17 protein-coding genes and 5 tRNA genes are annotated in these 26,321 nt (G+C 51.8%); 21 read left to right on the top strand and 1 reads right to left on the bottom strand.

The features are described from left to right. The first annotated feature begins 346 nt into the window (after positions 1-346). From EYC82_RS09170 to EYC82_RS09145, 6 genes are all read left to right on the top strand, one after another. Entirely contained in the window at positions 347-2,251 is a 1,905-nt protein-coding gene (locus tag EYC82_RS09170) for a B12-binding domain-containing radical SAM protein (protein WP_279249230.1), read from the top strand. Between the two features lie 331 nt (positions 2,252-2,582). Further along, on the top strand, positions 2,583-4,421 hold the full coding sequence (locus EYC82_RS09165) for a DUF3604 domain-containing protein (RefSeq protein ID WP_279249229.1): 1,839 nt from the start codon (positions 2,583-2,585) through the stop codon (positions 4,419-4,421). Between the two features lie 291 nt (positions 4,422-4,712). Further along, the gene (locus EYC82_RS09160) at positions 4,713-5,771 is read left to right on the top strand and encodes a right-handed parallel beta-helix repeat-containing protein (protein WP_279249228.1); all 1,059 of its coding nucleotides are present in this window, start codon (positions 4,713-4,715) and stop codon (positions 5,769-5,771) included. A 529-nt stretch (positions 5,772-6,300) separates the two neighbouring features. Further along, positions 6,301-9,099, top strand: a complete 2,799-nt coding sequence (locus tag EYC82_RS09155) for an Ig-like domain-containing protein (protein WP_279249227.1) — start codon at positions 6,301-6,303, stop codon at positions 9,097-9,099. Between the two features lie 121 nt (positions 9,100-9,220). Continuing rightward, complete coding sequence (locus EYC82_RS09150; protein ID WP_279249226.1) at positions 9,221-9,700, top strand: hypothetical protein; 480 nt, start codon at positions 9,221-9,223, stop codon at positions 9,698-9,700. Positions 9,701-10,011: 311 nt separating this feature from the next. Continuing rightward, the gene (locus EYC82_RS09145) at positions 10,012-10,971 is read left to right on the top strand and encodes a hypothetical protein (RefSeq protein ID WP_279249225.1); all 960 of its coding nucleotides are present in this window, start codon (positions 10,012-10,014) and stop codon (positions 10,969-10,971) included. Between the two features lie 488 nt (positions 10,972-11,459). On the opposite strand, the gene EYC82_RS09140 is transcribed toward EYC82_RS09145, so the two are convergent. Next, positions 11,460-13,046, bottom strand: a complete 1,587-nt coding sequence (locus tag EYC82_RS09140; protein ID WP_279249224.1) for an arylsulfatase — start codon at positions 13,044-13,046, stop codon at positions 11,460-11,462. Positions 13,047-13,712: 666 nt separating this feature from the next. Here EYC82_RS09140 and EYC82_RS09135 point away from each other — a divergent pair. The 15 genes from EYC82_RS09135 (at position 13,713) to rpoB (ending at position 26,260) form a co-directional block, all read left to right on the top strand. Then, a complete protein-coding gene (locus EYC82_RS09135) occupies positions 13,713-14,477 on the top strand; it encodes a thrombospondin type 3 repeat-containing protein (protein WP_279249223.1) in 765 nt (254 codons plus the stop codon). A gap of 216 nt (positions 14,478-14,693) precedes the next feature. Beyond that, positions 14,694-14,769: transfer RNA gene (locus EYC82_RS09130), tRNA-Thr, on the top strand. Positions 14,770-14,786: 17 nt separating this feature from the next. Next, a complete protein-coding gene (locus EYC82_RS09125; RefSeq protein ID WP_279249222.1) occupies positions 14,787-16,301 on the top strand; it encodes an AMP-binding protein in 1,515 nt (504 codons plus the stop codon). 235 nt (positions 16,302-16,536) lie between these two features. Further along, positions 16,537-16,620 (top strand) — tRNA-Tyr (locus EYC82_RS09120). Between the two features lie 139 nt (positions 16,621-16,759). Further along, positions 16,760-16,833 (top strand) — tRNA-Gly (locus EYC82_RS09115). Positions 16,834-16,850: 17 nt separating this feature from the next. Continuing rightward, positions 16,851-16,926, top strand: a tRNA-Thr gene (locus EYC82_RS09110). A gap of 107 nt (positions 16,927-17,033) precedes the next feature. Next, entirely contained in the window at positions 17,034-18,257 is a 1,224-nt protein-coding gene (gene tuf, locus EYC82_RS09105; RefSeq protein WP_279249209.1) for an elongation factor Tu, read from the top strand. A gap of 100 nt (positions 18,258-18,357) precedes the next feature. Continuing rightward, positions 18,358-18,433: transfer RNA gene (locus EYC82_RS09100), tRNA-Trp, on the top strand. A gap of 56 nt (positions 18,434-18,489) precedes the next feature. Continuing rightward, positions 18,490-18,852 (top strand): preprotein translocase subunit SecE, encoded by a 363-nt coding sequence (gene secE, locus EYC82_RS09095; protein ID WP_279249221.1) that lies wholly within the window; start codon positions 18,490-18,492, stop codon positions 18,850-18,852. Between the two features lie 16 nt (positions 18,853-18,868). Beyond that, complete coding sequence (gene nusG, locus EYC82_RS09090; protein ID WP_279249220.1) at positions 18,869-19,402, top strand: transcription termination/antitermination protein NusG; 534 nt, start codon at positions 18,869-18,871, stop codon at positions 19,400-19,402. A gap of 167 nt (positions 19,403-19,569) precedes the next feature. Continuing rightward, the gene (rplK, locus tag EYC82_RS09085; RefSeq protein ID WP_279249219.1) at positions 19,570-20,004 is read left to right on the top strand and encodes a 50S ribosomal protein L11; all 435 of its coding nucleotides are present in this window, start codon (positions 19,570-19,572) and stop codon (positions 20,002-20,004) included. Between the two features lies 1 nt (position 20,005). After that, positions 20,006-20,701 carry a 50S ribosomal protein L1 gene (gene rplA, locus EYC82_RS09080; RefSeq protein ID WP_279249218.1) on the top strand — a complete coding sequence of 232 codons (696 nt, stop codon included), beginning with the start codon at positions 20,006-20,008 and terminating at the stop codon, positions 20,699-20,701. A 325-nt stretch (positions 20,702-21,026) separates the two neighbouring features. Next, positions 21,027-21,557 carry a 50S ribosomal protein L10 gene (gene rplJ / locus EYC82_RS09075; protein WP_279249217.1) on the top strand — a complete coding sequence of 177 codons (531 nt, stop codon included), beginning with the start codon at positions 21,027-21,029 and terminating at the stop codon, positions 21,555-21,557. Positions 21,558-21,601: 44 nt separating this feature from the next. Then, positions 21,602-21,982 (top strand): 50S ribosomal protein L7/L12, encoded by a 381-nt coding sequence (gene rplL, locus EYC82_RS09070; RefSeq protein WP_279249216.1) that lies wholly within the window; start codon positions 21,602-21,604, stop codon positions 21,980-21,982. 204 nt (positions 21,983-22,186) lie between these two features. Beyond that, positions 22,187-26,260, top strand: coding sequence for a DNA-directed RNA polymerase subunit beta (gene rpoB / locus EYC82_RS09065; RefSeq protein WP_279249215.1), 4,074 nt, complete (start codon positions 22,187-22,189; stop codon positions 26,258-26,260). Positions 26,261-26,321: the final 61 nt, after the last annotated feature.

Here is a 26,321-nt window from a genome sequence, read left to right as displayed (position 1 = left end):
TTCAGTGTTTAGCCAGCGCTTCCGAGGACTGACATCACTGTTTTTCGGTTCTTTTAGTAGTTTCAACGGTTTTTCGTGATTTCTACTTCGACAATTTGCCGCGGATGCCGTGTTCTGTCTTGTTCTTGGCTCGAAAAACTCCCATAGTATTGTCTCGGAGTGACCGAAAGTTCAGTGAGTCGCACGAAGAATATATGCGAGGCGGCTGTGTATAGACGCAAAAAGCAGGTTCAGCAGACGACATTTCCTGTATTTACCTGTTGATTTTTCCCTCGCTACTGAAGCGTTTTCGTTTATTTGTTCTTTATAGTCGGACATTGGCTTTGCACAACAGGATGATTTCGTTGTGAGTAATATAAAATCCAAACCTAAAGTAGTCGTGTTACCGCTAGTGTTGGAGAGAGAGTTATCGGCTCTTCCCTACCTTGCGCTGGGCATGCTGACCGCATATGCCAGAAGCTATAAGGATGGGATGCTTGAAGGCGCGTACAACATCAATCGTGTCTTGGTGGCCGGCCACGAAGGAGCGCCGCTTAAAACAATCTATGGCAAGGTAACTCAGTCCCCAAACCCCGTCTGTTTGTTTTCTTCTTATGTGTGGAATCACGAGCTGAATATAAAGGCGGCTAAGCACATCAAGGCAATATCGCCAGGTAGTATGATCATTTTTGGTGGGCCACATGTTCCGAAATACCAAGGGGAAACCGAAAGCTTTCTTCGCGAAAATCCTTTCGTGGATGTTGCCGTCATTGGCGAGGGTGAATTGGCGCTGGCCGAGATCCTCGAGATTTTTGCCTCGGCGCCGCGCCGGAAACGTGATTTCAACAAGCTCGAGGGCGTCACGGGTATTGTGTATCGATGCGGCGATGCGTTCAAAAGGACTCCGGATCGGCAGCGGTTAACTGATATCAATGTACTACCCTCTCCCTATATGACGGGTGAGTTTGAGCCTTGGTTCGAGGATTTGCCATCCACTATTCTCGAGACGAACCGCGGTTGTCCTTATGGTTGTACTTATTGTGATTGGGGCTCTGCAACCTTATCTAAGGTAACTAAATTTGCGCCGGGACGTGTCTTCGAAGAGATTGAATATATAGCTAAAAGACGATCCCAAGCTATATTTATAGCGGATGCTAATTTCGGCATGTTGGAGCAGGATATTGAAATAGCCAAGGCGCTGGTTGATGTCAGGCGAAGAACCGGTTACCCGCTTCGTGTTGCCACGAATTTCGCTAAGAATGGTGGTCGTCGTTTGATGGCCGTAATCAAGATTCTGCACGAAGGGGGGCTGTTGCCCACCGGTATCATAGCCTTGCAAACTACCGATCGCGACGTTTTGAAAGCCATCGCGCGTGACAATATTAAGACCGAAGCGTACGAAAAAATGATGACGTACTTTAACTCGGAAAATATCCCGATGGCGTCTGATTTGATGGTCGGGCTTCCGGGGCAGACTGTGGACAGTTTCGCCAACGATCTACAATTTTGTTTTGATTGGAAGGTCGCTGCCAACGCTAACTACACCTCCATGATGCCCAATGCACCCATGGCCGAGGTGAGCTATCGAGAGCAATACCAAATACTGGCGACAGACGACGATATGGTGCAATCAACCTCCAGTTTCTCCTCAGAAGACATGCAAACAATGAAATTGATTTACGTTTCGTACCTTTTTCATGTCCGCTATGGGGTGTTGAAATATATCCTCTATTTTTTACAGATAGATCATCAGATTCCCGCTATCGCGTTTCTTCGACGTTGGTTAGGTTCAGTTTTAGCCAATGATCCGAGCCTGACGATATCATCCCGTGTCTTGAATGAGGTGATTCAGAGCGGTAATTATCGAGATTGGGCTAGCATTGCCTGGTCGGAAAATGCGAACTTTCTGTTTGAAAACCCAGAGGCTTACTATGAGGAAATCATGCGATTTGCCGAGCGGGAGTATGGCATAGAGCTTACTGATCCGGTAATTCGTTCCCTAACGCAGGCGCAGCAGGCCACGATGCCACGCACAGGTCGCAAGTATCCTTACGAGATTACACTCGAATATGACATCGTATCTTATATAAAACAGATCAAGGACGTCGCCTCGATTGATGGAATGAATGGCCACATTACGCACCTTGCGCAATGGGACGAGGGGAAGCTCACCGTTGTAGCAGATTCCGCTCAAATCGAAGACACGGTATTTGATGAGGGCCCCAGTCATGCCGATGCATGGGAATTGGCATCGGAAATAAGATTCTACTGAACTAGACTCAGCAGTCGCATCCCCGTTGAGCTGCGACCATTTCGCCAACTTGGCAGACTCTACGCCGAACCGGCCTGAGTCTTGGTTTAACGCCGCAAGAGCGCTCGTCTACTAATACCCCGTTTATACCAAAACGCGATTCGGCATGTTTTGAGCGCCAACAGTTTTTACGTTGCTTCTTTTATCCCTGGCGTTGACAAATGTAGAGATTGCTCTAGATTGAGAAGCGGTTTCATTAGCGTATTGATCCCCTATTTGACAGGGCAAAGCCTCTCTAGATTGACTAATGATCATCTGTTTTTCCTTGCCGATTCTGCTCAGGAGCCCCAACATGAAAATTATAAAAAAATCTTTTGGTTTGATACTTGCACTAACATTATCGGGAAGCATTTACGCAGACACCTATCCAGCGGATGTTTTTTTCGGCGACACGCATGTTCATACAGGTTGGTCAGTTGATGCCGGCTTGGATGGTGCTGTAAAGACGCCAGATGAAGCCTACCGGCTCGCAATTGGTGAGGAGGTGGTTTCTAACACGGGTTTGAAAGTGCGGCTGGGCCGGCCCTATGATTGGTTTATGATCACCGATCATTCAGATGCAATGGGTGTTATCAACGAAGTGGTGGCTGGCAACCCCGAGATGCTGGCGGACAGCGTTGTAAAGGGCTGGGGTGACGCCTTGAACTCCGGCAATGATGAGGCTGCGGCCGCTGCCAAAAGTGAATTGATTTTGATGCAATCGGAAGAAAGATTGCCTGCCGTGGTAACGGATCCCAAGTGGATGAAGATTGCATGGGAGAAAACGGTGGAAGCAGCTGAGAACTATAACAAGCCGGGCGAGTTCACTACCTTCATTGCGTTTGAGTGGACTGTCAACGCAGATGGGGGAAATAACCTTCATCGGAATGTCATTTTTCGTGATGGCGCAGATCGCACAAAGGGTACATTGCCGTTAACGACATTTGAAACTCAAGACCCATTAGATTTGTGGCGTTGGATGGCAGCGTACGAGAAAAATACAGGCGGACAGGTGCTGGCGATACCCCACAACGGCAATATGTCCAATGGGCGTATGTTTGAGGAACAGCAGTTCGATGGATCAGCTATAACTAAAGAGTGGGCTGAACTGCGAGCTAATTATGAGCCGCTATATGAGCTTACGCAGATTAAAGGTCAAAGCGAGTCGCATCCTTCTCTTTCACCAGAGGATGAGTTTGCGGCCTGGGATTTGTGGGATCGAGGTAATCTGGCAGTAAAATCGAAGCCGGAGGGATCGATACCCCAGGAGTATTGGCGGGAGGCACTGAAGTCGGGCTTGCGCTTGCAGAAGCAGCTGGGTGTCAACCCGTTCCGGTACGGTGCGAACGCTGGCTCTGACGAGCATACAGGCCTCTCGGCAATCGAAGAGGATAATTTTTTTGGCAAATTCAAAACACTCGAGCCATCAAACCAGAATCGTTGGGGCTTTTCTGTAATCGACGGCCCGACGGATTCCTATATTGGTTGGGAGCAATCCTCGTCGGGTGTAATGGGCGTGTGGGCGATCGAAAATACACGTGAAGCTATCTGGGACGCTATGAAGCGCAAGGAAACGTTTGCCACGACGGGCCCTCGTATGAAGGTGCGGTTGTTTGGTGGTTACGATTTCTCCGCAAAAGACGCTGAGGGAGATGTTGCCATGGCGGGTTATAGCAAGGGAGTCCCCATGGGCAGTCAGCTGGCGGCGGCCCCGGAAGGCAAGGCCCCTAGTTTGCTTGTGGCGGCGATGAAAGATCCGGAGGGTGCCAATCTCGATCGTATACAAGTTGTGAAAGGCTGGGTGGATGCAAGTGGAGCGGCCCATGAAAAAATCTATAACGTTGCTTGGTCGGGTGATCGCAAGGTCGATAGCGCAGGTAAGCTGCCTGCCGTAGGAAATACTGTGAACCTGAAGACCGCTGAGTATGGAAACACTATTGGGGCGTCAGAATTGAGCGGTGTTTTTATAGATCCCGATTTCGATGCAGCGGATAGCGCTGTTTACTATGTGCGTGTTCTCGAGATACCGACTCCACGCTGGACCCTCTACGACAAGGTGAGATTCGACCTGACAGATATGGATCCAGACGTGCCACTGGTGCACCAAGAGCGGGCGTTTTCCTCCCCTATCTGGTATGGCGCGGGCGCATAGGCAGCAAGTCGTTTTTAGAGGGCCAACAGATACCAGATGGTGCGCCGGGCGGGCGATCAGCCGCATTCGGAAACATTGCCAAGCCTGAAGCGGTCCAGGTGAGGAGAGGTCTGCCTCGTTGTATTCCCTAGCGGTCTGAAAGTAGCTGTTGTGAGTGAGACTCACTGGTTTATGCCGACCTCGCCGAGGTGGCAGGGAAGGAAATATAAAGAGCGTGGCTGCTACCTTTTCTTTTACAAAGCTCCGATCGCAGAATTCGAATATACCTCGAAGTGTCGGGATCGAATATCAATGACTTTTCCAATAGGTACAAAGAATCTGCCCACAGCAGTAGGGTGTAAGCTAAGGTGTCTCGGTATTTCCTTGATCTTTGTCTCGACTCTGCGCATCGACACGGTGACGGCGGAGACTCTGCAGGTAGGTCCGCAAAGGTCGCTGAAAACACCCAGCGCTGCGGCGGCCAGTGCAAAAGCGGGCAATATCATAGAAATTGATGCGGGTGTTTATGAGAACGACTATTCAACGTGGAGCCAGGACAGCTTAACCATTCGCGGCACGGGCGGTATCGTGCATATGAAGTCAAACGGTCTGATTCCAAACGGTAAGGCTATTTGGATCATACGGGGCGGTAACACGGCAATAGAGAATGTAGAGTTTTCCGGAGCGAAGGTCGAGGACAAAAATGGCGCCGGTATTCGGCATGAACGCGGCCACCTGCGCCTGCGCAATACATTTTTCCATGATAATGAATTTTCTATTCTAACCGGCAGTGCGCCTGACTCTAGTCTGTATATTGAATCGTCCCGAATCTGGAATCAAAAGCGCGACAACACCTTTAGCCACGGTATCTATGTAGGGGCATTGGAGCGCTTTACGATCCGAGATAGTCACATTATGGGTACCGATCAGGGTCACCAAATAAAGTCTCGAGCACTGGAGAATCACATTGCTTTCAACAAAATTGAAGATTCTCTGCAAGGCAATTCAAGTCGCCTGATCGATCTTCCCAACTGCGGATTGAGCTACGTGGTCGGCAACACTATGTTCAAAGCCAGAATGACAGAAAATATCAGTGCAATTGGCTATGGTGCAGAAGGATGTGGGGATCGAAGCGATCGACAGCGGCAGCTTTATGTCGTGAAAAACAAATTTGTAAACGAGGCGTCACGCGGCATTCTGGTGAATAACCATGTTGCAGCGGGAGTGCGCGTTGCCAACAATTGGCTCATCGGGCGTGGTGTTTTTCTCAAGGGTAGTGGTAAAGAGTCGGATAATGTCCAAATACCCCTTGCGTTGGGCTACGAAAACCACGCAAGCCCACCCAGCGGTATACAAGCGAAAAAAAAGTAAGCAGCGTATTGAAGCTATAGTGGGTGGCACGTATTGACATATCGGACGCGTAACTTGTTGAACTCTCGCGCCGCTTACATAGGCGGACCGCGCTGATCTCTTCTAAGTAATGTCAGTATAATTTAGTTGGCAGATCAGCAAGATGCGAGAAACAGCGCCCCTTCGACCGGATGGTTTTCATTTGAGACCTGTGTCTCAGCGCAGACGCGTTACGTTTTAGCTAATGTGAGGGTCGGCAACGTTTGCTTCAACCCATGAGAGTTCATCCATTAGTGGGAGCGCAAGACTATTGCCCCTGCGCTTCTCATAGTTGTTCAGAATATGATAAAGATATGTTTGATTAGGCATAAGGCCGCTAAAATGCCGACAGGGTCACTGAATTAAAAAGCCATTCAATCGTCATGGCTTGACTATGGTATATTTTCATCGGTTTTTCCACGGTGAACCACGCAAAGGCATTATGGTGCGAAATAAAGCAAAATCGGCAGCGGGATTATGCGGACAAATGCTTACAGGCGTTGCGGGCGTTATGATGGGTTTACTTCCTGCCTTATTGCACGCTGATTCTGAGTTGCCTCTTGATGCCAATCCTAGACCTTCAGAGCCTGATCTCGAGGAGTTAATCTCTATCCTTAGAGCTACACCGGAAACTGGGTGGGTTCGAGTAAATGCTAACGATTTTGAGGATGTATGGACACCCGAGGGGCTGCTTGTTTCCGTTGATAAGGACGGCTCCATTCCGTGGGATCCTCGTAACATCATTCCGGCGTGGAGTGGTTTTGCATGGGATAGTCGCAGAGGTGACTTAATTCTTTATGGCGGAGGACATGCAAACTACGGCGGAAACGAGGTGTATCGTTGGCGAGGGACGACGCTCAGCTGGGAGCGAATGTCTTTGCCTAGTGATATAACATCACTCGAGAGCTACCCTTGGCTGACAGTAGATGGCCCCGATGCGTCACCTAAAGCCTCTCACACGTACGACAACAATATTTACCTTCCGGTGGTTGACCGGTTTTTAACATTCGGTGGGCCAAACTTTGGCCTCGGGCACGCTTATGAGAAGGAGGAACCCGATGGTACCTTCCGCGTTACGGGCCCATATCTCCTGGATCCAGCTCGAGCCGATGGCAATAAAGTAGGAGGAATGACAGGGTCTCACTCACAATGGGCTAATCCCTTTTTGGGGGTGATTGGGGCTGAGATGTGGGAAAATCGAGATGTCCCCCAAAACATGCCAGAAGCAGATTTCCCGCGGCACTTTATCGATGGTTCTACTGGGTACACGCAAGAAGATGGCAAGGATGTCGTTTTCGTTCACGCCGCATACGGTGTTCTTTCTAAGTACACTATTAATAACGTAGATGACCCAGCTCAAGATTCCTGGGAGCATATTGGCAGTAATGATACTGGATGGGGGCAGGGCGCCGGCGCCTATCTGCCAACTCATGATCTTTTTGTGAGGATCTCTCCGGGGCTATTTTCATACTGGGATTTATCGACCGCGGGCCCTGCAAATTTCAATGTAGCGTTTGTTCCTAGCGGCCCTTCTCTCGACGATATTTCTACTGGAGACTATGGTCTCGGCGACTATGGTATGGATTATGATCCCTCTAGAAATAGGTTTCTTCTTTGGGGCGGTGGCGGAGATGTTTATGCGCTTTATCCTCCCCCGACTGTGTCGCCAGACGGTTGGGAAATCGAGAAACTTGACGGCGTTGTCGCACCTACGCCCGATAGCGATTTAGGCGCCGAGTGGTTTACAGGCGTGTTGGGAAAATGGAAATACATTGCTCAAATCGACGCTTTCGTTGCGCTACAAGATCAATTTTCTGGGAACATATGGGCGTATAAACCAGAAAACTGGGCGGAGCCTGGCAGTGATGATCCGCATGTCACGATCGTGGACCCTGTGAGCAAGGGCTTTATTATTCCCGGCGACGATATTGTGGTGACAGCAGCTACCTCTAACAGCGCAAGTAATATTACACAGGTAGAGTTTTTGCTGAATGGCTCAACACTGGATGTGGTAATAGAGCCGCCCTATACGACAACAGTGAATGCCGTTACGCAGGGTTTTTACACCTTTGAGGCCATAGCCACTGACAGTAACGGGAACGCTTTTATTTCTCCCAGGGTATCCGCGACAGTTGCTGACCACGTCAATAATCCACCGTCGGTCAGCATGAGTGCGCCTCTTGAGGGGGCGGTGGCCTATGTAGATGGCAGGATAATTTCCCTGAGTGCGGAGGCCAGCGATTCGGATGGAACGATTGCGCAAGTTGAGTTTTTTCTGGACGGGGGTTCGTTGGGTGTTGTAACGGCCGCACCTTACTCCATGCCATGGACAGTGCAACAAGGTAACCACATGATCACCGCCGCGGCAACGGATGACACTGGCATCACCGCATTTTCCAACGCGATCGCGCTTAACGTAACGACCCCTGAGAACCTCGTGGTTTTACAACAGGGGCTGGGTGGTTATTCGGGTACTACCGATACGTCTCTTGAAAACTTCGCTGGATCTCAGTTCCATGGTGACCGACAATGGCTTCGCAGCCAAGAGGGTGGTTTTAACCCGTTGGTGCGCTTCGCAATCTTTTCCAACGAAGGCGGTCCGGTTCCAGAGGGTGCAACAATAACGTTTGCCGGTCTTGCTCTTTATAAATCATCTACCTACGACCAGGCTTATAGTGCACATCCGTTGCTGGTCGATTGGGATCAGAGTGAAGCCACTTGGCTAGAGTCCGCCGAGGGTATGTTCTGGAATGAGCCGGGTGCTGGCGGTATTGGCTCCGACTATGCAGCCAGCGGCAGCGTGGAAGTGCATATGGATTGGAATCCGGGCTGGCTCGTGCTGGAAGTCACTGACGCGGTGCAGTCCATGAGTCTGGGGAGTCAGAGCAATAATGGCTGGCAGTTGATCGCCGGTACTGGCAACCCCAACCAAAAATCTTTCCGTTCGAGCGAATTCAATGCCAAGCCGACACTGCGGCCAAAGCTGATTCTGCAGTTCACTGAAAACACTAACCTTCCTCCCTCTGTTGCGCTCACCGCGCCAAATGAGGGGACAAGCTACCTCGCTGGGGATACCATCACACTGAGTGCAGACGCTATTGATCCGGATGGTAGCGTGACACAGGTGAATTTTTTCTATGATAGCAAGTGGCTCGGAGCGGATAGCACGGCTCCCTATACGCTCACGAAAGATGCGCCAGCCGGCGGGGCGAACGCTTTGTTGACCGCTGTGGCGATTGATAATGCGTATGCTTCAGCGACCTCCGAATCAGTCACTGTGAATCTACCGAGACCTGCTGGATGTTATTAGCGCTAGCCGATTGAGGCCGCGGCGCGGCTCCTGCTCTAACCAGTAGTCGAGTTTTAGCGCAAACCAAATTCAGTACCCTGTTGTAAGTCGGCTATTTTTACTCAGTACACAAGGAATAATCATGAAAAAAGTCTTAATCAGTTTTTTTGTCCTAGCTTCTTGCATGGCGCCTTCGGCAATGGCACAGGATAATTCTTTGGTATTCTACTCTCCACACGTTGATCCGCACTACGTTGATATGGCGCCGGCTGGTTTAAGTGTAGGAGATCAGTATACGCGCCATGGTGATGTAATGTCCGACCCCAAGGGACCTAGTATTGGAGAGTACTACTCGCAAGCCAGTTTAATTTTTCTGGATACGGCTGCAAAAAAGAGTGCGCGCACCTATAAGCACGAAGTCATGTTACCAGGTGGCACCATTTACACTTGGGATGTGGTTCAGACGGAGCATGGGGAGCCAGTCAAACCGGGCCATATGCATGAAGGCGCAATCATTGGCGGAACAGGCAAGTATGCAGGCATTCGTGGCACTTATACAATTGAGCTGATGTCTTCAGGTGACGTTTTCAAAACCAGCTACTCATATTGGCTCGGTCAGTAACAGGGGCGCTGGCAAGTAAACCTGAGGTCATATGCTGACGTTTCACGAACCGACCCGATAAGAAGCGAATCGCTCAGTCTCGCGTTGAAGGCTAGCTCCTTGATATAGCAGCCCGGAAACTAGACTGGTTCGAGTAGGAATGAGACCACGTGCCAGATACCCTTTATGGGCATCATTAATACTCGAATTGTGGGCGAGGTCCTGATTTGGCGCATTCAGTCATGCTCTAAGCATATTACCGTATTGACTGCGGCGGGATTGCTTTGTATCGTCTCCAGAAATCTGATGCAGCTAAGTCGCGGGTGTAGACCATGATATTGATTCGGACATTAATTGTAGTGTTCTGCGTGGTGTTCTCAGTTCATAAGGCAGTCGCCGATACGCCGAATCCGGGCTTTAAATCATTACATATCGGGCACAGCTTTTTCAAACCTTACGCCGAGGGCATGCCTGACTATGTTGCAGCGGCAGGTATAGCGGGTCACTCGCAGACGGTCGTCTTTGCCGGAGGCGCTAATGGCGCACCTGAGGCGTTGTGGAATAATCAAAGCAAGCGCGATGAGATTCAGGCGGTTCTCAATGCCGGCGATATCGAGTTGTTTGGTATGACGTATCACCCAACGTTTTCATCAACTGAGGGCTATGAGAACTGGATCGGTTATGCGCTGGAAAAAAATGCTGGAACTCGCTTCTTTATCTCGGTTCCCTGGACGCCGTATCCCACGAGTTTTAACGCCGCGGACTACGCGAATAGCTGGGTCGCTTTTAACACCGGCTTTTGGCAAGACTTCATGGATTCAATTCGCGCGCTGTACCCGGGGGTAGATATTTTTTCTGTACCCTACGGTCAGAGCGCTGGTGAACTCCGTCTGCTGCAGGCTGCGGGTAACCTTCCCGATGCGCCCAACCTGCAGGGCAATGCCTCGAACTCTATTTTCAAAGACAACCTGGGACACGCGGGGGATATTCTCGTCGATCTTGGACGACTCGTCTGGCTGAGAGCACTCTACGATGTCGACTTGACTAACTATTCCTACGGCCCGAGTTACGCCACTGATCTCAATGCGCTTGCGACAGCCATTATGGATGGTCATGACCCGGATTATGATGCCGCCTATCGCAATGACCTTGACGGAGATCGTGTGGGCGATGCTATTGATAACTGCATCTCAACACCCAACCCGGATCAAGAGCTAGCTCCTGGTTACACCAACTGCGGTGCGGCCTGTGTCACAATGGTGTGCGGCGCGGCCTCCTGTACTAATCAGTAATCGAGGTTTAGCTTAAGTCGAAGCCCGTTACCCGGCGGGCCTTTTTGTATCTGGGGTCTGGCTATACTGAACTTATTCCGAGCTTTCCTCCTGCACCCCAAAAGACAGCCCCCACCCTCGCCAGCCTCTGCCCAATTCCGGTCGCACCCCCGCAGCCATTGCCATAGATTTGTCCCCGCTTCCGAGGGGCTGCGATGTGAGGTCCCTTATCTGAACTGCTGGCGTAGCTCAGTTGGTAGAGCAGGTGATTTGTAAGACCCCGAGTCAGTGTTTTAGCGTCGGGAAGTCTCAGAAAGCTTTCCCCATTATTTCTGTGGTACTTCAAATCAAAAACCACGACTCAGCGTATGCTGAACGGCGTGTCGCTATGGCGTGGGTGGATGTCCGCTATCACCTCATAGCGGACGTATAGCTCCGAGCATCCGAATCTCCACGTTGCGCCAGCAGCAAAAGCTGAATTTCTGGCGCAAACGGAATTTTCGAGTCTCCTAGCGGCCAACTGGTGTGCTGATGGACTCCAAATCCTCAAGGCGTTTGAGCGCCTTGGCGGTTTTCAAAGTGTGATAACCGATATCTGAAGGGTTGAGCATCCCGCCTTCCTGAAACGGATAGTCGGGAATAGTGGCAAGGAAACTGCGAATCTGCTCCTGAACAGGCACAAATAGCCACATCTGATCGCCGTACCAGCGTAAGTACATATCTGACTCTAGCGGCCCTTTTTCAAAGGGATCTGCACGAAGGTTTACTATCATCGGCCAGCCGATAACTCTGCGCTCTCCCATGGCTATGTTGCCATCCCAGATGGCGAAATGAATTTTCCAGTCTTTCCAGCGAACGGCATTTAATGCGCCATCGGCAAAGAAATAAAAGTATTCTTCTCTGGGTGCTTCAGATGCTTCCCCTTTAAAGTAAGGCAAGAAATTGTAACCATCCAGATGAACTTTGAATTTCTTGTTACCTGACGTATAGCCTTCCTTCATTTTTTCGACGAGATCAGGTTCTCCCAATGCCGCAGCGAAAGTTGGCATCCAGTCATTATGAGCGATCATATCGTTGATGATGGTGCCGTTCTCAAAGACGCCAGGCCACCTAACCATTAAAGGCACACGGTGTCCGCCTTCCCAGTTTGTACCCTTTTCCCCGTGGAATCGCGTGGTACCCCCATCAGGCCAGGTGAAGGTTTCTGCGCCATTATCTGTGGAATACATGACGATGGTATTGTCTGCAATGCCCAACTCATCGAGCTTATCGAGCAGAATCCCAACGTGGTCGTCGTGCTCGACCATGCCGTCAGGATATAGCCCAATGCCAGTTCGGCCGACCGCTTCCTCTTTGAGCCTTGTCCATACATGCATACGTGTTGCGGAAAACCAGACAAAGAACGGCTTCTCTTGTGCATTAGACTTGTCGATAAACCGCAGAGCCTCACCCAAGAACTCTTCATCGGCTGTTTCCATGCGTTTGCGAGTCATCGGCCCGGTATCTTCTATTTTTCCGTCTGCCGAAGATTTGATCACACCGCGAGGAGCGTATTTGCGTCTGAATTCTGGATCTTTGGGGTAGTAGTACCCCTCCGGTTCTTCCTCTGCATTAAGGTGGTATAAATTCCCAAAAAACTCATCAAAGCCGAACTCAGTGGGCAGATGGTGATCCTGATCACCCAAATGATTCTTGCCGAACTGAGCGGTCGCGTAACCATGATTTTTCATGACGTGCGCGATTGTCGGCGTCCACTGTGGAATACCATGATCGGAGCCAGGCATGCCTATAGTAAGTAGCCCTGTTCGAAAAGGGTGTTGGCCTGTTATGAATGCGGCGCGACCGGCGGTACAGGTTTGTTCTGCGTAAGCATCGGTAAAGAGCGCACCTTCACGAGCAATGCGGTCTATATTGGGCGTCTTGTAACCCATCATTCCGAGGTTATAGGAGCTGATATTGTCGATTCCAATATCGTCACCCCAGATAACAAGAATATTTGGTTTATCTGTCTTGGCGCTCGCACCCATCGAAATTAGGCCGGCGATTATACCTAATGTAATACCGAAAACCTTGAATCGTAGATTGAGAGAAATCATATACATTACTTCTTTTCGGAGTAGGCTTCGGTACCATTATAAAGAGTTACGGGGTTGATGGAATGGCCGCTTGTCGGCGAAAGCTCACACAAGCCATAACCATGCCGATCCTATACCGGCACTGTTCCCCGCCATTCAAAAAGACAGTTCCACCCTCGTAAGCATCTGCCTCATCCTGGTTGCACCCCTGAGGCCATTGCCATGAAGTTGCGCGCGGTTCCGAGGGGCTGCTATGTGAAGTCTCTTATCTGAACTGCTGGCGTAGCTCAGTTGGTAGAGCAGGTGATTTGTAAGACCTCGGAGTCAGTTTTACGGCGTCAGTAACTCCAAGAAACCTTTTTTGCCTGACACTATGACAGGTGGGCTACGACTGAGCGTCTACCGAGCCAACTGGCTCAATGGTGGATGCAGTTGACCGCCGACATCTTGGATTGCCTCCTAGAAAGCGCGAAAAGATTCTGGTGCAAATAGCCTGCGTTCAAAGTAGGGTTGCAGACGCGGTGTAAGAAATTTATGTGGAAGAACCCGAGCACGGTGTGAGCTCTAGTCTAATTGGCCGCAAAAGACATACATTACCGAGCAATAGGGTGATACGTCCACACGACTCTTTGTAGATTGATGAGCAGATCACGTTAAATGATAGTGCTCATACGTGGAAGTAAGGCCATGCGCAACTTAACGAAAACAGCATTATTTTTCCGGCTACTCTTCGTCGCGGTCCTGTCAGGCTATTCTGTAAGCGCTGCCAGTCAAATATATTCTCTCGAATACAAAACAGGACCCTACGTCTATCGTTGTGACTGTACGGTGGCAGAGTTCGACAGCCTGACTCCGCCCCAAGGCTATCAGTCCGTTCTGCGTGTTGAGGGAGCAATGAATTCCTGGGAAATCACTTCAGTGCCACCGCAAGGGGTCGCCTCCAGTTTCGTGCACGCAGGATTTACGTTCGATTACCTAGCTACCTTGTTGGGTAATGTCTCGCTGGGTGCTGGTGTTAATGGGTTTCGAGTGGAACGCGATATACCGTTCACCTTTGATGCGGGTTCAGTAGTGCACGAGTTAAGTGCGCCTGATGGAAAAGTCTACACGATGTTCATCGCGGATATCGACTATCTCGAAACTACCGACATTGTAATGGGTAATCTTGACGCGTTTATTGGCATGTCGGTTCCTGCCGGTTGGGCTTATAGCAGCAGGGTGTTGGTAAACCCGCTGGTTCTCGACGCGGGTGGTGTTGCAACCGTATACAACAATGGTGGAAACAGCTTGTGGGAGTTGACCGAGGATGCCGATTCAGATGGTGTCACCGATGCCGGGGACAATTGTATTTCCATCGCCAATCCTGATCAGGAGCCTTCCTCTGTGAATCCCAGTTGTGGAGCAGTATGTGAAACAGCGAGTTGCGCCGGGGTAACCTGCGTTAACCATTGAGCGGTTTTCGTCCGATTCAAAGCACGTCACTTCGCGGGCTTTTTTGTATCTGGCCCCTGCCTATACCGAACCTATACTGAACCCTTCTCCCGGTTCCCAGAAGGCGTCTTCAACCGTTGTTAAAGCTTCGCCAATTCCGGTTGCACCCCCAAGCCACTTCCCCTAGAATTGCTCCCGCTTCCGAGGGGCTGCACGGTTGAGTCCCTTATCTGAACTGCTGGCGTAGCTCAGTTGGTAGAGCAGCTGATTTGTAATCAGCCGGTCGGGGGTTCGACTCCTCTCGCCAGCTCCATTTCTGGACTTATGATCATGCCTGATTCAGGTCCATTAAATCTTTACTCCACTTACAGTGAGCATTTCCCGTCTCCCGATTCAGTGTTACTGGAGACAGATACGGGAGAGCGTTTTACATATGGTGATGCAGAGCGCGAATCTGCCCGTGTAGCCAATTTTCTTCACGGTCTCGGGTTGCACAAAGGAGACAGGGTCTCCGTTCAGGTTGAGAAGTCGCCTCAGGGGCTCTGGCTGTTCCTCGGCACCCTGCGCGCCGGTATGGTTTTTCATCCTCTCAATACTGCCTACACACAGGAGGAGCTGCAATTTTTCCTGACAGATGCGTGTTCGTCACTGCTGGTGTGTGACACCGCTAATGAGGTGCAGCTGCGAACCCTGTGTGGTGTGGTGGGCACACCGCACCTATATACATTGGGCGCGCAAGGCGCCGGGACCTTGTCGCAGGCACTCAAACCGCGTTCAACAGATTTTGCTGCCGTAGATACTGTCGCCAGCGATATCGCCGCACTGGTTTATTCCTCTGGCACTACCGGAACGCCCAAGGGCATTATGCTTTCGCATGGTAACCTCGTTGCAAATGCATCAACACTGGTGGATTACTGGGGTTTCACGCAGGACGACTGCCTGCTTCACGCGCTGCCGATTTTTCATGTACACGGCTTATTCGTGGCCATCGGCTGTGCGCTTATGAGTGGTTGCAGGATGCGGTGGCTATCGCGTTACGCGGTGCGCGAAGTGCTGGAGAGCTTACCTCAGTCGACGGTAATGATGGGTGTGCCGACCTATTACACGCGATTATTGGCGGAGCCGGCGTTTGGCGCACAGATGTGTGCAGGCATGCGCTTGTTCATTTCAGGTTCTGCGCCGTTACTGCCGGATACGTTCTCTGCATTCGAGGCCCGCTCCGGCCACACCATCCTGGAGCGCTACGGAATGACCGAGACGGGTATGAACACCTCTAATCCACTGAAGGGGGAAAGACGAGCGGGAACGGTAGGGTTTCCGCTGCCGGGCGTTGATGTGAGAATTTGTGCTGAAGACGGCGCCCCGTGTGCCTCAGGTGCGGTGGGTGACTTGCAGGTGCGAGGCGATAATGTGTTTGTCGGGTACTGGAATCTGCCAGGAAAAACTGCGGAAGATTTCACGCCAGACGGTTTTTTCATTACAGGTGATCAGGCCAGCGTGGACGGGACGGGCTATATCTCGATCGTAGGGCGTTCAAAAGACATGGTAATCAGCGGGGGGTTAAATATTTACCCTCGGGAGATCGAGTTATTGATCAATAGTATTCCCGGTATCGATGAGTCGGCGGTGATTGGTATACCCGACGCCGATTTTGGCGAAGCACTGGTTGCGGTTGTAGTGCGCGAGGAGGGCGAGGCGGTGGTGTCCTCCGAGGAGGTCATCGAGGCCTTGAGGGAGCGTATCGCCGGATTTAAGGTACCCAAAACGGTGCAGATTGTGGAGGAATTGCCCCGAAACGCGATGGGCAAAGTGCAAAAAGCGGAACTCCGGGCCCTCTATTCCTAGCGGAGCGCCCGCACGACCGGATAAACATGTAGCCTGCGTATGCATGTAAAGTAAGGCGACTTCGAAGCGGCGTGTAAATGGAGTCGACCACCCGGAATCTGGTTAAAATATAACCGATATTGTCGTGTTGGTTGCCCTCCCAGCATCGGCGGCGAGGTCAGGTTGTAAGTCAATAATTTTATTGGGATAAGCGGTTGACAAGATCGGGGCCCATCCGGACAATGTGGCGCCTTCCGGAGGGGTTCCCGAGTGGCCAAAGGGATCAGACTGTAAATCTGACGCGCGAGCTTCGGTGGTTCGAATCCACCCCCCTCCACCATGATTGAGGCTCAAAATGGTGCGAGGACGGGAGCGGGGCCGGAACAGGGCTTGCGCGTGCCTGAAGCGAGGGCAGAGTGGGTTGGTGGATGCCATTGAATCGACCGAGGCCCGGAGTGGTGTCTTTGGGCGAGAGTGTAGCGGGTGTAGTTCAATGGTAGAACCTCAGCCTTCCAAGCTGATGATGCGGGTTCGATCCCCGCTACCCGCTCCAATATTGAGGAAGGATGCGCTCATATAGCTCAGGCGGTAGAGCACTTCCTTGGTAAGGAAGAGGTCACCGGTTCAAATCCGGTTATGAGCTCCAAATTGAGTCTGTTTGTGATTGAGCATTCAGGCTGTGTAACAGAAGTACTGAAATTCATTAATCGAGGCCCCAGGGCCAGTAACGGTGTTTGATAGGAGACCGTGGTTATGTCCAAGGAAACATTTGAACGTACAAAACCCCACGTTAACGTAGGTACGATTGGCCACGTTGACCACGGTAAAACGACGCTGACGGCGGCGCTGACGCGCGTATGCTCTGAGGTATGGGGAGGAGAAGCGGTCGAGTTTGACGGTATCGACAACGCCCCGGAAGAGAAAGAGCGTGGCATTACGATTGCGACGTCACACGTAGAATATGAGTCGCCTGGACGTCACTACGCACACGTAGACTGCCCGGGACACGCCGACTATGTGAAGAACATGATCACCGGTGCTGCACAGATGGACGGTGCTATTTTGGTGTGTGGCGCGACGGACGGTCCTATGCCGCAGACACGCGAGCACATTCTGCTGTCACGCCAGGTAGGCGTGCCCTACATTGTTGTGTTTATGAACAAGGCGGACCTGCTGGCGGAAGACTGCGGCGGTGCAGACTCTGACGAGTACGCTGAGATGAAAGAGCTGGTTGAAATGGAGCTGCGTGAGCTGCTGGACCAGTATGAGTTTCCTGGAGACGACACGCCGATCATCTGTGGTTCTGCCCTGATGGCGCTGGAAGGCAAGGACGATAATGGTTTGGGTACTTCCGCGGTGAAGGAACTGGTTGAGACGCTGGATTCCTACATTCCTGAGCCGGAGCGTGCGATAGACCAGCCGTTCCTGATGCCGGTTGAAGATGTGTTCTCTATCTCTGGTCGCGGTACGGTTGTCACCGGTCGTGTAGAGCGTGGAGTGATCAAGGTAGGCGAAGAGATCGAGATTGTCGGTATCAAAGAGACTCAGACGACGACGTGTACGGGTGTCGAGATGTTCCGCAAGCTGTTGGACGAGGGTCGTGCCGGTGAGAACGTGGGCGTACTGCTGCGTGGTACCAAGCGCGAAGAAGTAGAGCGTGGCCAGGTACTTGCGGTTCCGGGCAGTGTTAACCCTCATACCAAGTTTGAGGCAGAGGTTTACATTTTGTCGAAGGACGAGGGTGGTCGTCACACGCCGTTTTTCAAGGGTTACCGTCCACAGTTTTACTTCCGTACGACAGATGTTACCGGTGCGGTTGAGTTGCCGGAGGGTGTTGAGATGGTAATGCCTGGTGACAACGTGCAGATGGAAGCGACGCTGATAGCACCGATTGCAATGGAAGAGGGCCTGCGTTTCGCGATTCGCGAGGGTGGCCGCACTGTTGGTGCTGGCGTGGTAGCCAAGATCATCGAGTAACGTTTGACCGGGGTCAGAGTCACGACTCTGGCCTCATGTATTAGACAAAGCCGAGCCGCTTGAGAGAGCAGCTCGGCTTCGTTGTCTAAGTGGGATTTTTAGGCCAGTAGCTCAATTGGCAGAGCAGCGGTCTCCAAAACCGCAGGTTGGGGGTTCGATTCCCTCCTGGCCTGCCATTTATGGCGGGAAAAGCCCCGGGTGTAAATCCGTTGAGGTAGGCAAGGTTCACTGAATGAGTACGGAAGCGACAGAGAGTAGGTTTGATACGGCGAAGTGGTCCGCCGTATTTGTGCTGGTTGCCATAGCGGTAGTAGGCAATAGCTATTTCTCCGACCAGTCTTTGCTATATCGGGTGCTGGGCATTATCGCTCTTTCCGCTATCGCGGGAATGATTGCATTGCAGACGGCCAAGGGTATTGCTTTTTGGGAGTTGGTTAAGGGTTCCCGAACAGAGATTCGTAAGGTGGTTTGGCCTACGCGCCAGGAAACGGTGCAGACAACATTGATCGTGGTCGCTTTTGTGATCCTGGTGGCCTTATTGCTGTGGGGTCTTGATTCATTTTTTGGCTGGCTCGTTTCGCTGGCCATTGGATAGGGGAAGGATTTAGCTGATGGCAATGCGCTGGTACGTCATTCACGCCTACTCTGGGTACGAGAAGAAAGTTGCCGCTACCCTGAAAGAGCGGATTGAGATGCATAGCATGCAGGATCGCTTTGGGGAGGTGCTGGTGCCGACCGAGGAAGTTATTGAAATGCGCGGTGGCCAGAAGCGCCGCAGTGAGCGCAAGTTCTTTCCGGGCTACGTGCTGGTGCAGATGGAACTGAGCGACGAAACATGGCACCTCGTTAAAGAAACGCCCCGTGTACTGGGCTTCATCGGTGGCAAGGCAGATGCGCCTGCGCCGATTACTGAGAAAGAAGCCAATGCCATCCTGCAGCGTGTCGAGGACGGTGTGGAGGCTCCGAAGCCCAAAACCTTGTTCGAACCCGGAGAGATGGTGCGTGTTGTGGATGGCCCGTTCAACGACTTCAATGGTGTTGTTGAAGATGTTAACTATGAAAAGAGTCGCCTGAACGTGGCAGTTTTGATTTTTGGCCGTTCCACCCCGGTGGAACTGGAGTTTGGCCAGGTCGAGAAGGCCTAGCAATATATGTGGGGGTAGAGTGTTAGCTCTGCCCCCGGATTTAATCGGGAACGGACTTTATCTGTTTCCATAAAATCGGCGGCAGAGCAGCGTTCTGTCGCCACTAAATGGGGAGCCCTAGTAAGTCATTTGGCTGAAACGGCGTTTGAACCCTGGAGAACCGCAACATGGCAAAGAAAGTTGAAGCTTATATCAAGCTCCAAGTGCCTGCTGGTCAGGCAAATCCAAGCCCACCCGTAGGCCCGGCACTGGGTCAGCACGGTGTGAATATCATGGAATTCTGTAAGGCATTCAATGCTGAAACGCAGGGCATTGAGCCCGGGTTGCCGATTCCTGTTGTCATTACAGTTTATGGTGATCGTTCTTTCACTTTCATCAAGAAGACGCCGCCCGCGTCGGTGTTGCTGCGTAAAGCGGCGAAGATTGGCAAGGGGTCGGGGACGCCGAATACGAATAAGGTTGGCAAGGTTAACCGTGCGCAATTGGAAGACATTGCGACACAGAAGTGGCCTGATCTGACAGCGGCAGATATGGATGCAGCTGTTCGCACCATCGCAGGCAGCGCTCGCTCTGCCGGTATTGACGTCGAGGGAGTAAACTAAAATGGCTAAGCTCTCCAAGCGCGCACGTGCGTTCAAAGAAAAAGTAGATGCCGAGAAAGCCTATCCTTTGGAAGAGGCGGTTGGCCTGCTCAAGGAACTGGCAACGGTAAAGTTTAACGAGACTGTCGAAGTGGCGGTCAATCTGGGTATTGATGCAAAGAAGTCGGACCAGGCAGTGCGAGGCGCGACGACGCTGCCCCACGGCACAGGTTCGGACGTTCGTGTAGCTGTATTTACCCAAGGTGAGGCGGCCGATAAAGCGAAAGCAGCCGGCGCGGATTTCATCGGTATGGAAGATCTGGCGGAACAGATCAAGGGAGGCATGATGGACTTTGATGTTGTTATTGCCTCACCGGACGCAATGCGCGTTGTCGGTCAGCTTGGTCAGGTACTCGGCCCCCGCGGCCTGATGCCCAACCCCAAAACCGGCACTGTAACCCCCGATGTAGAAACTGCCGTCAACAACGCCAAAGCAGGTCAGGTGCGTTACCGGACCGATAAGAATGGCATCGTTCATGGCGGCATCGGCAAGATTGATTTCGAGCCGGGCGCAATTAAGGGCAACCTCGAAGCACTGCTCGCTGATCTCAAAAAAGCGAAGCCAGCAGCTGCCAAGGGTGTGTACCTGAAGAAAATTAGCCTGAGCACCACGATGGGGCCGGGCATTGTTATCGACCAGGGGTCGGTAGAAGTTTGATTGGGTCGCCCTCACGAGGGGCGACTCCTCAAGGCTTTCCAGGGACGGAGGGTCATGTGGCCGGCGGTGTTGCCTACTGGTAGCTCCTCCCGGTCCACTTTGAGGTCTTTGGACGAGGCATTGGGCCGAGACGCCCACGCGCTGATTACTGAAGGCCATCAAAGACCGTAGGTGCTGTTCCGATGCAGGTGGTCGGGGCAGTTTAATTGCGGCAAAGCCGAAAGGTAGAGCCAAAGCCTACGCAGATGGTGAATGTGTTCACCAGTGGTAAGGGTGTCGATAGTGTTCTTGGCACCTTAAATTGTAGCAATCCAGGAGTATGCCAGTGGCAATAGGACTCGAAGACAAGAAAGCGATCGTAGCTGAAGTTAACGAGACAGCCACCAGTGCACTGTCCTTGGTTATCGCCGACTCGCGCGGCGTAACCGTGGACGGTATGACGGCTCTGCGTAAGGATGCTCGCGAAGCACAGGTTACCCTCCGTGTAGTGAGGAATACCTTGGCCAAGCGGGCTCTCGAGGGAACTGAGTACGAATGTGTTAGTGACACATTGGCCGGTCCCTCTCTGTTTGGATTTTCTATGGAAGATCCGGGCGCAGCAGCTCGACTATTCAAAGACTTCGCCAAACAAAACGAAGAATTTGAAGTAAAGGCATTGGCGGTTGGCGGCCAGATGCTGGGTGCAGAGCAATTGGATGTATTGGCCAAGTTGCCAACGCGCGATCAGGCACTCTCAATGGTGATGAGTGTTATGAAAGCGCCGGCGACAAAGCTGGTTCAAACAATGAACGAAGTACCTGGAAAACTGGTTCGCACGCTCGCAGCAGTACGCGATCAGAAAGAGGCAGCGGCGTAAGCCCTGCGGTGAATAGTTAATCAGCAAGACAGGAGATAGTAGTCATGGCACTGTCCAAAGACGAAATTTTAGATGCAATCGCCGAGATGAGCGTTATGGATATCGTATCCCTCATCGAAGCAATGGAAGAAAAATTTGGCGTAACTGCAGCGGTTGCTGTAGCTGCCGCTCCGGCTGCAGGCGGTGGTGATGCAGGTGGTGCCGCCGAAGAGCAGACCGAGTTCGACGTTATTCTCACCTCAGCGGGCGAGAAGAAAGTAAACGTCATCAAGGTAGTTCGTGCTATAACCGGCCTGGGCTTGAAAGAAGCCAAGGGTCTGGTCGACGGCGCGCCTTCGGCGATCAAAGAAGCTGCGACGAAGGATGAAGCAGAAGACATCAAGAAGCAGCTTGAAGAAGCTGGCGGCTCCGCTGAACTTAAGTAGACGTCGCATTGATCCGGTTTCGGCCGGTGATGGACAAGGCTGGTGGGCGTTTTGCTCGCCGGCCTTTTCCCGCTTTAAAAATTAGAGTTTTCGGGTTAATGGGTGGGGTCAGGGCCTCTTTAATCTCGCAGACTCGAAGTGCAGGATAAATTTATAGCTTAAAAGGGCTCTGACACCTTTTAGGCATGACGTTGGGGAGTACTGATGGCTTACTCATACACTGAGAAGAAACGTATACGCAAGGATTTCGGCGTCTTGCCGAAGGTAATGGATGTTCCTTACCTGCTTGCGATTCAAATGGATTCTTACCGAAAGTTCACCCAGCAGGGTTTGTCGCCGGAAGAGCGCGGCGACTACGGGCTGCATGCGGCGTTTAAGTCCGTGTTTCCCATCGTTAGCTACAGCGGCAACGCAGCGCTGGAATACGTAGATTATAAGCTGGGTAAACCAGTATTTGACGTCAATGAGTGTCAGTTGCGCGGTGTAACTTATTCGTGCTCCCTGCGGGTAAAGGTGCGCCTCATCATTTACGACAAGGAGTCGTCAAACAAAACCATTAAGGACATTAAGGAACAGGAAGTCTACATGGGAGAAATCCCTCTCATGACAGACAATGGTACCTTCGTTATTAACGGTACCGAGCGTGTGATCGTTTCCCAGCTGCACCGGTCCCCTGGAGTGTTCTTCGACCACGATAAGGGCAAGACTCACTCGTCGGGCAAGCTTTTGTACTCAGCACGGGTAATTCCCTACCGTGGCTCCTGGCTGGACTTTGAATTCGATCCTAAGGATCTGGTATTCGTCCGAATTGACCGCCGCCGCAAGTTGCCAGCGACGATTCTGCTTCGTGCGCTGGGTTATCAGGCTGAAGAAATTCTTTCGATGTTCTACGACACGAACAAGTTTTCCGTTGCCAAGAACGGCAACTTCTCGATGACGTTGATTCCAGAGCGTTTGCGTGGAGACGTTGCTGCTTTCGATATTCGCGTTGGCAAGAAAGTTGTCGTGGAGCAAGGTCGCCGTATTACTGCGCGACACATTCGCGAGCTGGAAGCGGCAAAAATCAAACAGCTTGAAATCCCGGTTGAGTATCTTTATGGCCGATCTCTGGCTAAGGACGTTATCGACGAGAAAACGGGTGAGCTCGTTGTCGAGTGTAATACGGAGCTTTCCGAAGAGGTGTTGGAAAAGCTCGGTGAACTGGGCGTGAAAAAGATCGAAACCCTGTATACCAACGAGCTTGACTGTGGGCCGTTTATTTCTGACACCCTGCGACAGGATTCGACTAGCAACGCGTTGGAAGCGCTGGTAGAAATTTATCGCATGATGCGCCCCGGCGAGCCGCCGACCAAAGAGTCTGCAGAGAATCTGTTCCAGAATCTGTTTTTCTCAGCCGATCGCTATGACCTCTCGGCCGTTGGACGGATGAAATTTAACCGCCGCCTTGGCCGTGATGAAGTCACCGGTATTGGTATCCTCGACAAGGAAGACATCGTCGACGTGTTGCAAACGCTAGTTGGCATACGCAATGGCCAGGGCATGGTTGACGATATCGATCACCTGGGCAACCGTCGTGTCAGAAGTGTCGGCGAAATGGCCGAAAATCAGTTCCGTGTTGGATTGGTTCGAGTGGAGCGGGCCGTCAAGGAGCGCCTGTCCATGGCTGAGAGCGAAGGTTTGATGCCACAGGATCTGATTAACGCCAAACCGGTTTCTGCGGCGGTCAAAGAATTTTTTGGTTCCAGCCAGCTTTCGCAGTTTATGGATCAAAACAACCCACTGTCAGAAGTGACACACAAGCGTCGCGTTTCCGCGCTTGGCCCAGGTGGTCTGACTCGCGAGCGTGCTGGTTTTGAGGTGCGCGATGTGCATCCGACACACTACGGGCGCGTTTGCCCTATTGAGACCCCTGAAGGTCCGAACATCGGTTTGATCAATTCCCTGGCTACCTATGCTCGCACCAATGACTATGGCTTTTTGGAGAGCCCCTATCGAAAGGTGGTGAAGGGTAAGGTCACCGATGAGATCGAGTTTCTCTCGGCAATTAACGAGGCAGAATACGTGATTGCGCAGGCCTCTGCGCCCATCGACAAGAATAATAAATTTACCGAGGAGCTCATCGCCGTTCGTTATATGAACGAATTTACGGTGAAGTCGCCGGTGGATGTGGACTATATGGATGTGTCTCCCAAGCAGGTGGTTTCGGTGGCTGCGGCCCTGATCCCCTTTTTGGAGCACGATGATGCAAACCGGGCGCTGATGGGATCTAACATGCAGCGCCAGGCTGTGCCGACCCTGACGGCTGAAAAGCCACTGGTAGGCACGGGCATGGAGCGCTATGTAGCGGCAGACTCTGGCGTTTGTGTTGTGGCGGATCGCTCCGGTGTCGTGGACTCTGCAGATGCCAGTCGCATCGTTGTGCGCGTCAGCGACAAGGATGTGGGAGTTGGTCAGGCGCCGGTAGATATTTACAACTTGACCAAGTACACCCGTTCCAACCAGAACACCTGTATCAATCAGCGTCCGATCGTGAAGGCAGGAGATTCCATTTCACGTGGCGATATTCTGGCAGATGGGCCCTCCATTGATATGGGCGAACTGGCTCTGGGCCAGAACATGCGCATCGCGTTCATGCCCTGGAATGGATATAACTTTGAAGACTCTATCCTGGTGTCTGAAAGGGTTGTAAAAGAAGATCGTTTCACCACCATACACATTCAGGAACTGACCTGTATTGCACGTGATACCAAGCTGGGCTCGGAGGAAATTTCCTCCGATATTCCCAATGTTGGAGAAGGCGCACTGGGTAAGCTGGACGAATCGGGTATTGTTTATATTGGTGCCGAGGTGGAGGCGGGCGACATTCTGGTGGGCAAGGTAACGCCGAAGGGTGAAACGCAGCTGACGCCAGAGGAAAAATTGCTCCGTGCCATATTTGGCGAAAAGGCATCTGATGTTAAAGACACTTCCCTGCGTGTGCCCTCCAGCACCAAGGGTACGGTCATCGATGTACAAGTGTTTACCCGCGATGGACTGGAGAAGGACGCGCGGGCGATGCAGATTGAGACGCATCAGCTCGATCAGTACCGAAAGGACTTGAAAGAAGAGTATCGCATTCTTGAGGAGGCGACATTTGCTCATCTGGGCGGTTTGCTGAAGGGCAAGGATACGGTGAGTGGTGCTGGTTTGAGCAAAGGCACCACACTGACTCCTGCAGTATTAGCGGAACTGGAGCGTGAACAGTGGTTCAAGCTGAAACTGTCCGACTCCAAACTGAATGGAGCCTTAAGCTCTGCGCAAACCCAGCTCGAGGAGCAGAACAAGCTGCTCGAAGAGCGCTTCGAGGACAAGAAGTCCAAATTGCAGAGCGGCGACGATCTCGCCCCTGGCGTGCTGAAGATTGTCAAAGTGTATCTGGCGATCAAGCGTCGCATACAGCCAGGCGACAAGATGGCAGGGCGTCACGGTAACAAAGGCGTTATCTCCGTCATTATGCCTGTTGAAGATATGCCTTATGACGACAATGGAGAACCCGTTGATATCGTGCTGAACCCGCTGGGTGTTCCCTCCCGTATGAACGTGGGTCAGGTTCTTGAGACCCATTTGGGAATGGCTGCCAAGGGTTTGGGTAACAAGATCGACGCTATGATCAAGGAGCAGGCGAAGATCGCTGAAATTCGTAGCTTCATTGAGAGTATCTACAACAATGGCGATGGCCGTGTTGAGGACATCAAGTCATTCAAGGATGACGATGTGCTGGAGCTTGCCAAAAACCTGACTGCTGGTGTGCCTATGGCGACCCCGGTTTTTGACGGCGCTGAAGAAGATGCTATCAAGCGTCTGCTTGAACTGGCTGATATGCCAGCAAGTGGTCAGATTACATTGCACGATGGTCGCAGTGGTCAGCCGTTCGATCAGCCCGTAACAGTGGGCTATATGTATATGCTTAAGTTGAACCACCTTGTCGACGACAAGATGCACGCACGGTCAACTGGCTCATACAGCCTCGTTACTCAGCAACCGCTGGGTGGTAAAGCACAGTTTGGCGGTCAGCGTTTTGGTGAGATGGAAGTCTGGGCACTGGAAGCCTACGGCGCGGCTCATACCTTGCAGGAAATGCTCACGGTGAAGTCGGACGATGTGGCAGGACGTACAAAAATGTACAAGAACATCGTCGACGGTGATCATCGAATGGAACCGGGTATGCCCGAGTCCTTTAATGTATTGGTAAAAGAAATACGTTCGTTGGCGATCGATATCGATCTCGAGAACGATTAGAGAACATATACTGGACTCGTTGGTAGATGGCTGGGTTTTCCAGCCTCTGCCTGATAGAAAA

The organism is Candidatus Marimicrobium litorale (assembly GCF_026262645.1).
GTDB lineage: Bacteria > Pseudomonadota > Gammaproteobacteria > Pseudomonadales > Halieaceae > Marimicrobium > Marimicrobium litorale.
This window is presented reverse-complemented; position numbering and strand designations above follow the sequence as displayed.

Excerpts from the sequence above, each read along its gene's own strand:
- EYC82_RS09165 (WP_279249229.1), top strand. The coding sequence starts at position 2,583 with ATGAAAATTATAAAAAAATCTTTTGGTTTGATACTTGCACTAACATTA.
- EYC82_RS09160 (WP_279249228.1), top strand. The coding sequence starts at position 4,713 with ATGACTTTTCCAATAGGTACAAAGAATCTGCCCACAGCAGTAGGGTGT.
- EYC82_RS09155 (WP_279249227.1), top strand. The coding sequence starts at position 6,301 with ATGATGGGTTTACTTCCTGCCTTATTGCACGCTGATTCTGAGTTGCCT.
- EYC82_RS09150 (WP_279249226.1), top strand. The coding sequence starts at position 9,221 with ATGAAAAAAGTCTTAATCAGTTTTTTTGTCCTAGCTTCTTGCATGGCG.
- EYC82_RS09145 (WP_279249225.1), top strand. The coding sequence starts at position 10,012 with ATGATATTGATTCGGACATTAATTGTAGTGTTCTGCGTGGTGTTCTCA.
- EYC82_RS09140 (WP_279249224.1), bottom strand. The coding sequence starts at position 13,046 with ATGATTTCTCTCAATCTACGATTCAAGGTTTTCGGTATTACATTAGGT.
- EYC82_RS09135 (WP_279249223.1), top strand. The coding sequence starts at position 13,713 with ATGCGCAACTTAACGAAAACAGCATTATTTTTCCGGCTACTCTTCGTC.
- EYC82_RS09125 (WP_279249222.1), top strand. The coding sequence starts at position 14,787 with ATGCCTGATTCAGGTCCATTAAATCTTTACTCCACTTACAGTGAGCAT.
- tuf (WP_279249209.1), top strand. The coding sequence starts at position 17,034 with ATGTCCAAGGAAACATTTGAACGTACAAAACCCCACGTTAACGTAGGT.
- secE (WP_279249221.1), top strand. The coding sequence starts at position 18,490 with ATGAGTACGGAAGCGACAGAGAGTAGGTTTGATACGGCGAAGTGGTCC.
- nusG (WP_279249220.1), top strand. The coding sequence starts at position 18,869 with ATGGCAATGCGCTGGTACGTCATTCACGCCTACTCTGGGTACGAGAAG.
- rplK (WP_279249219.1), top strand. The coding sequence starts at position 19,570 with ATGGCAAAGAAAGTTGAAGCTTATATCAAGCTCCAAGTGCCTGCTGGT.
- rplA (WP_279249218.1), top strand. The coding sequence starts at position 20,006 with ATGGCTAAGCTCTCCAAGCGCGCACGTGCGTTCAAAGAAAAAGTAGAT.
- rplL (WP_279249216.1), top strand. The coding sequence starts at position 21,602 with ATGGCACTGTCCAAAGACGAAATTTTAGATGCAATCGCCGAGATGAGC.
- rpoB (WP_279249215.1), top strand. The coding sequence starts at position 22,187 with ATGGCTTACTCATACACTGAGAAGAAACGTATACGCAAGGATTTCGGC.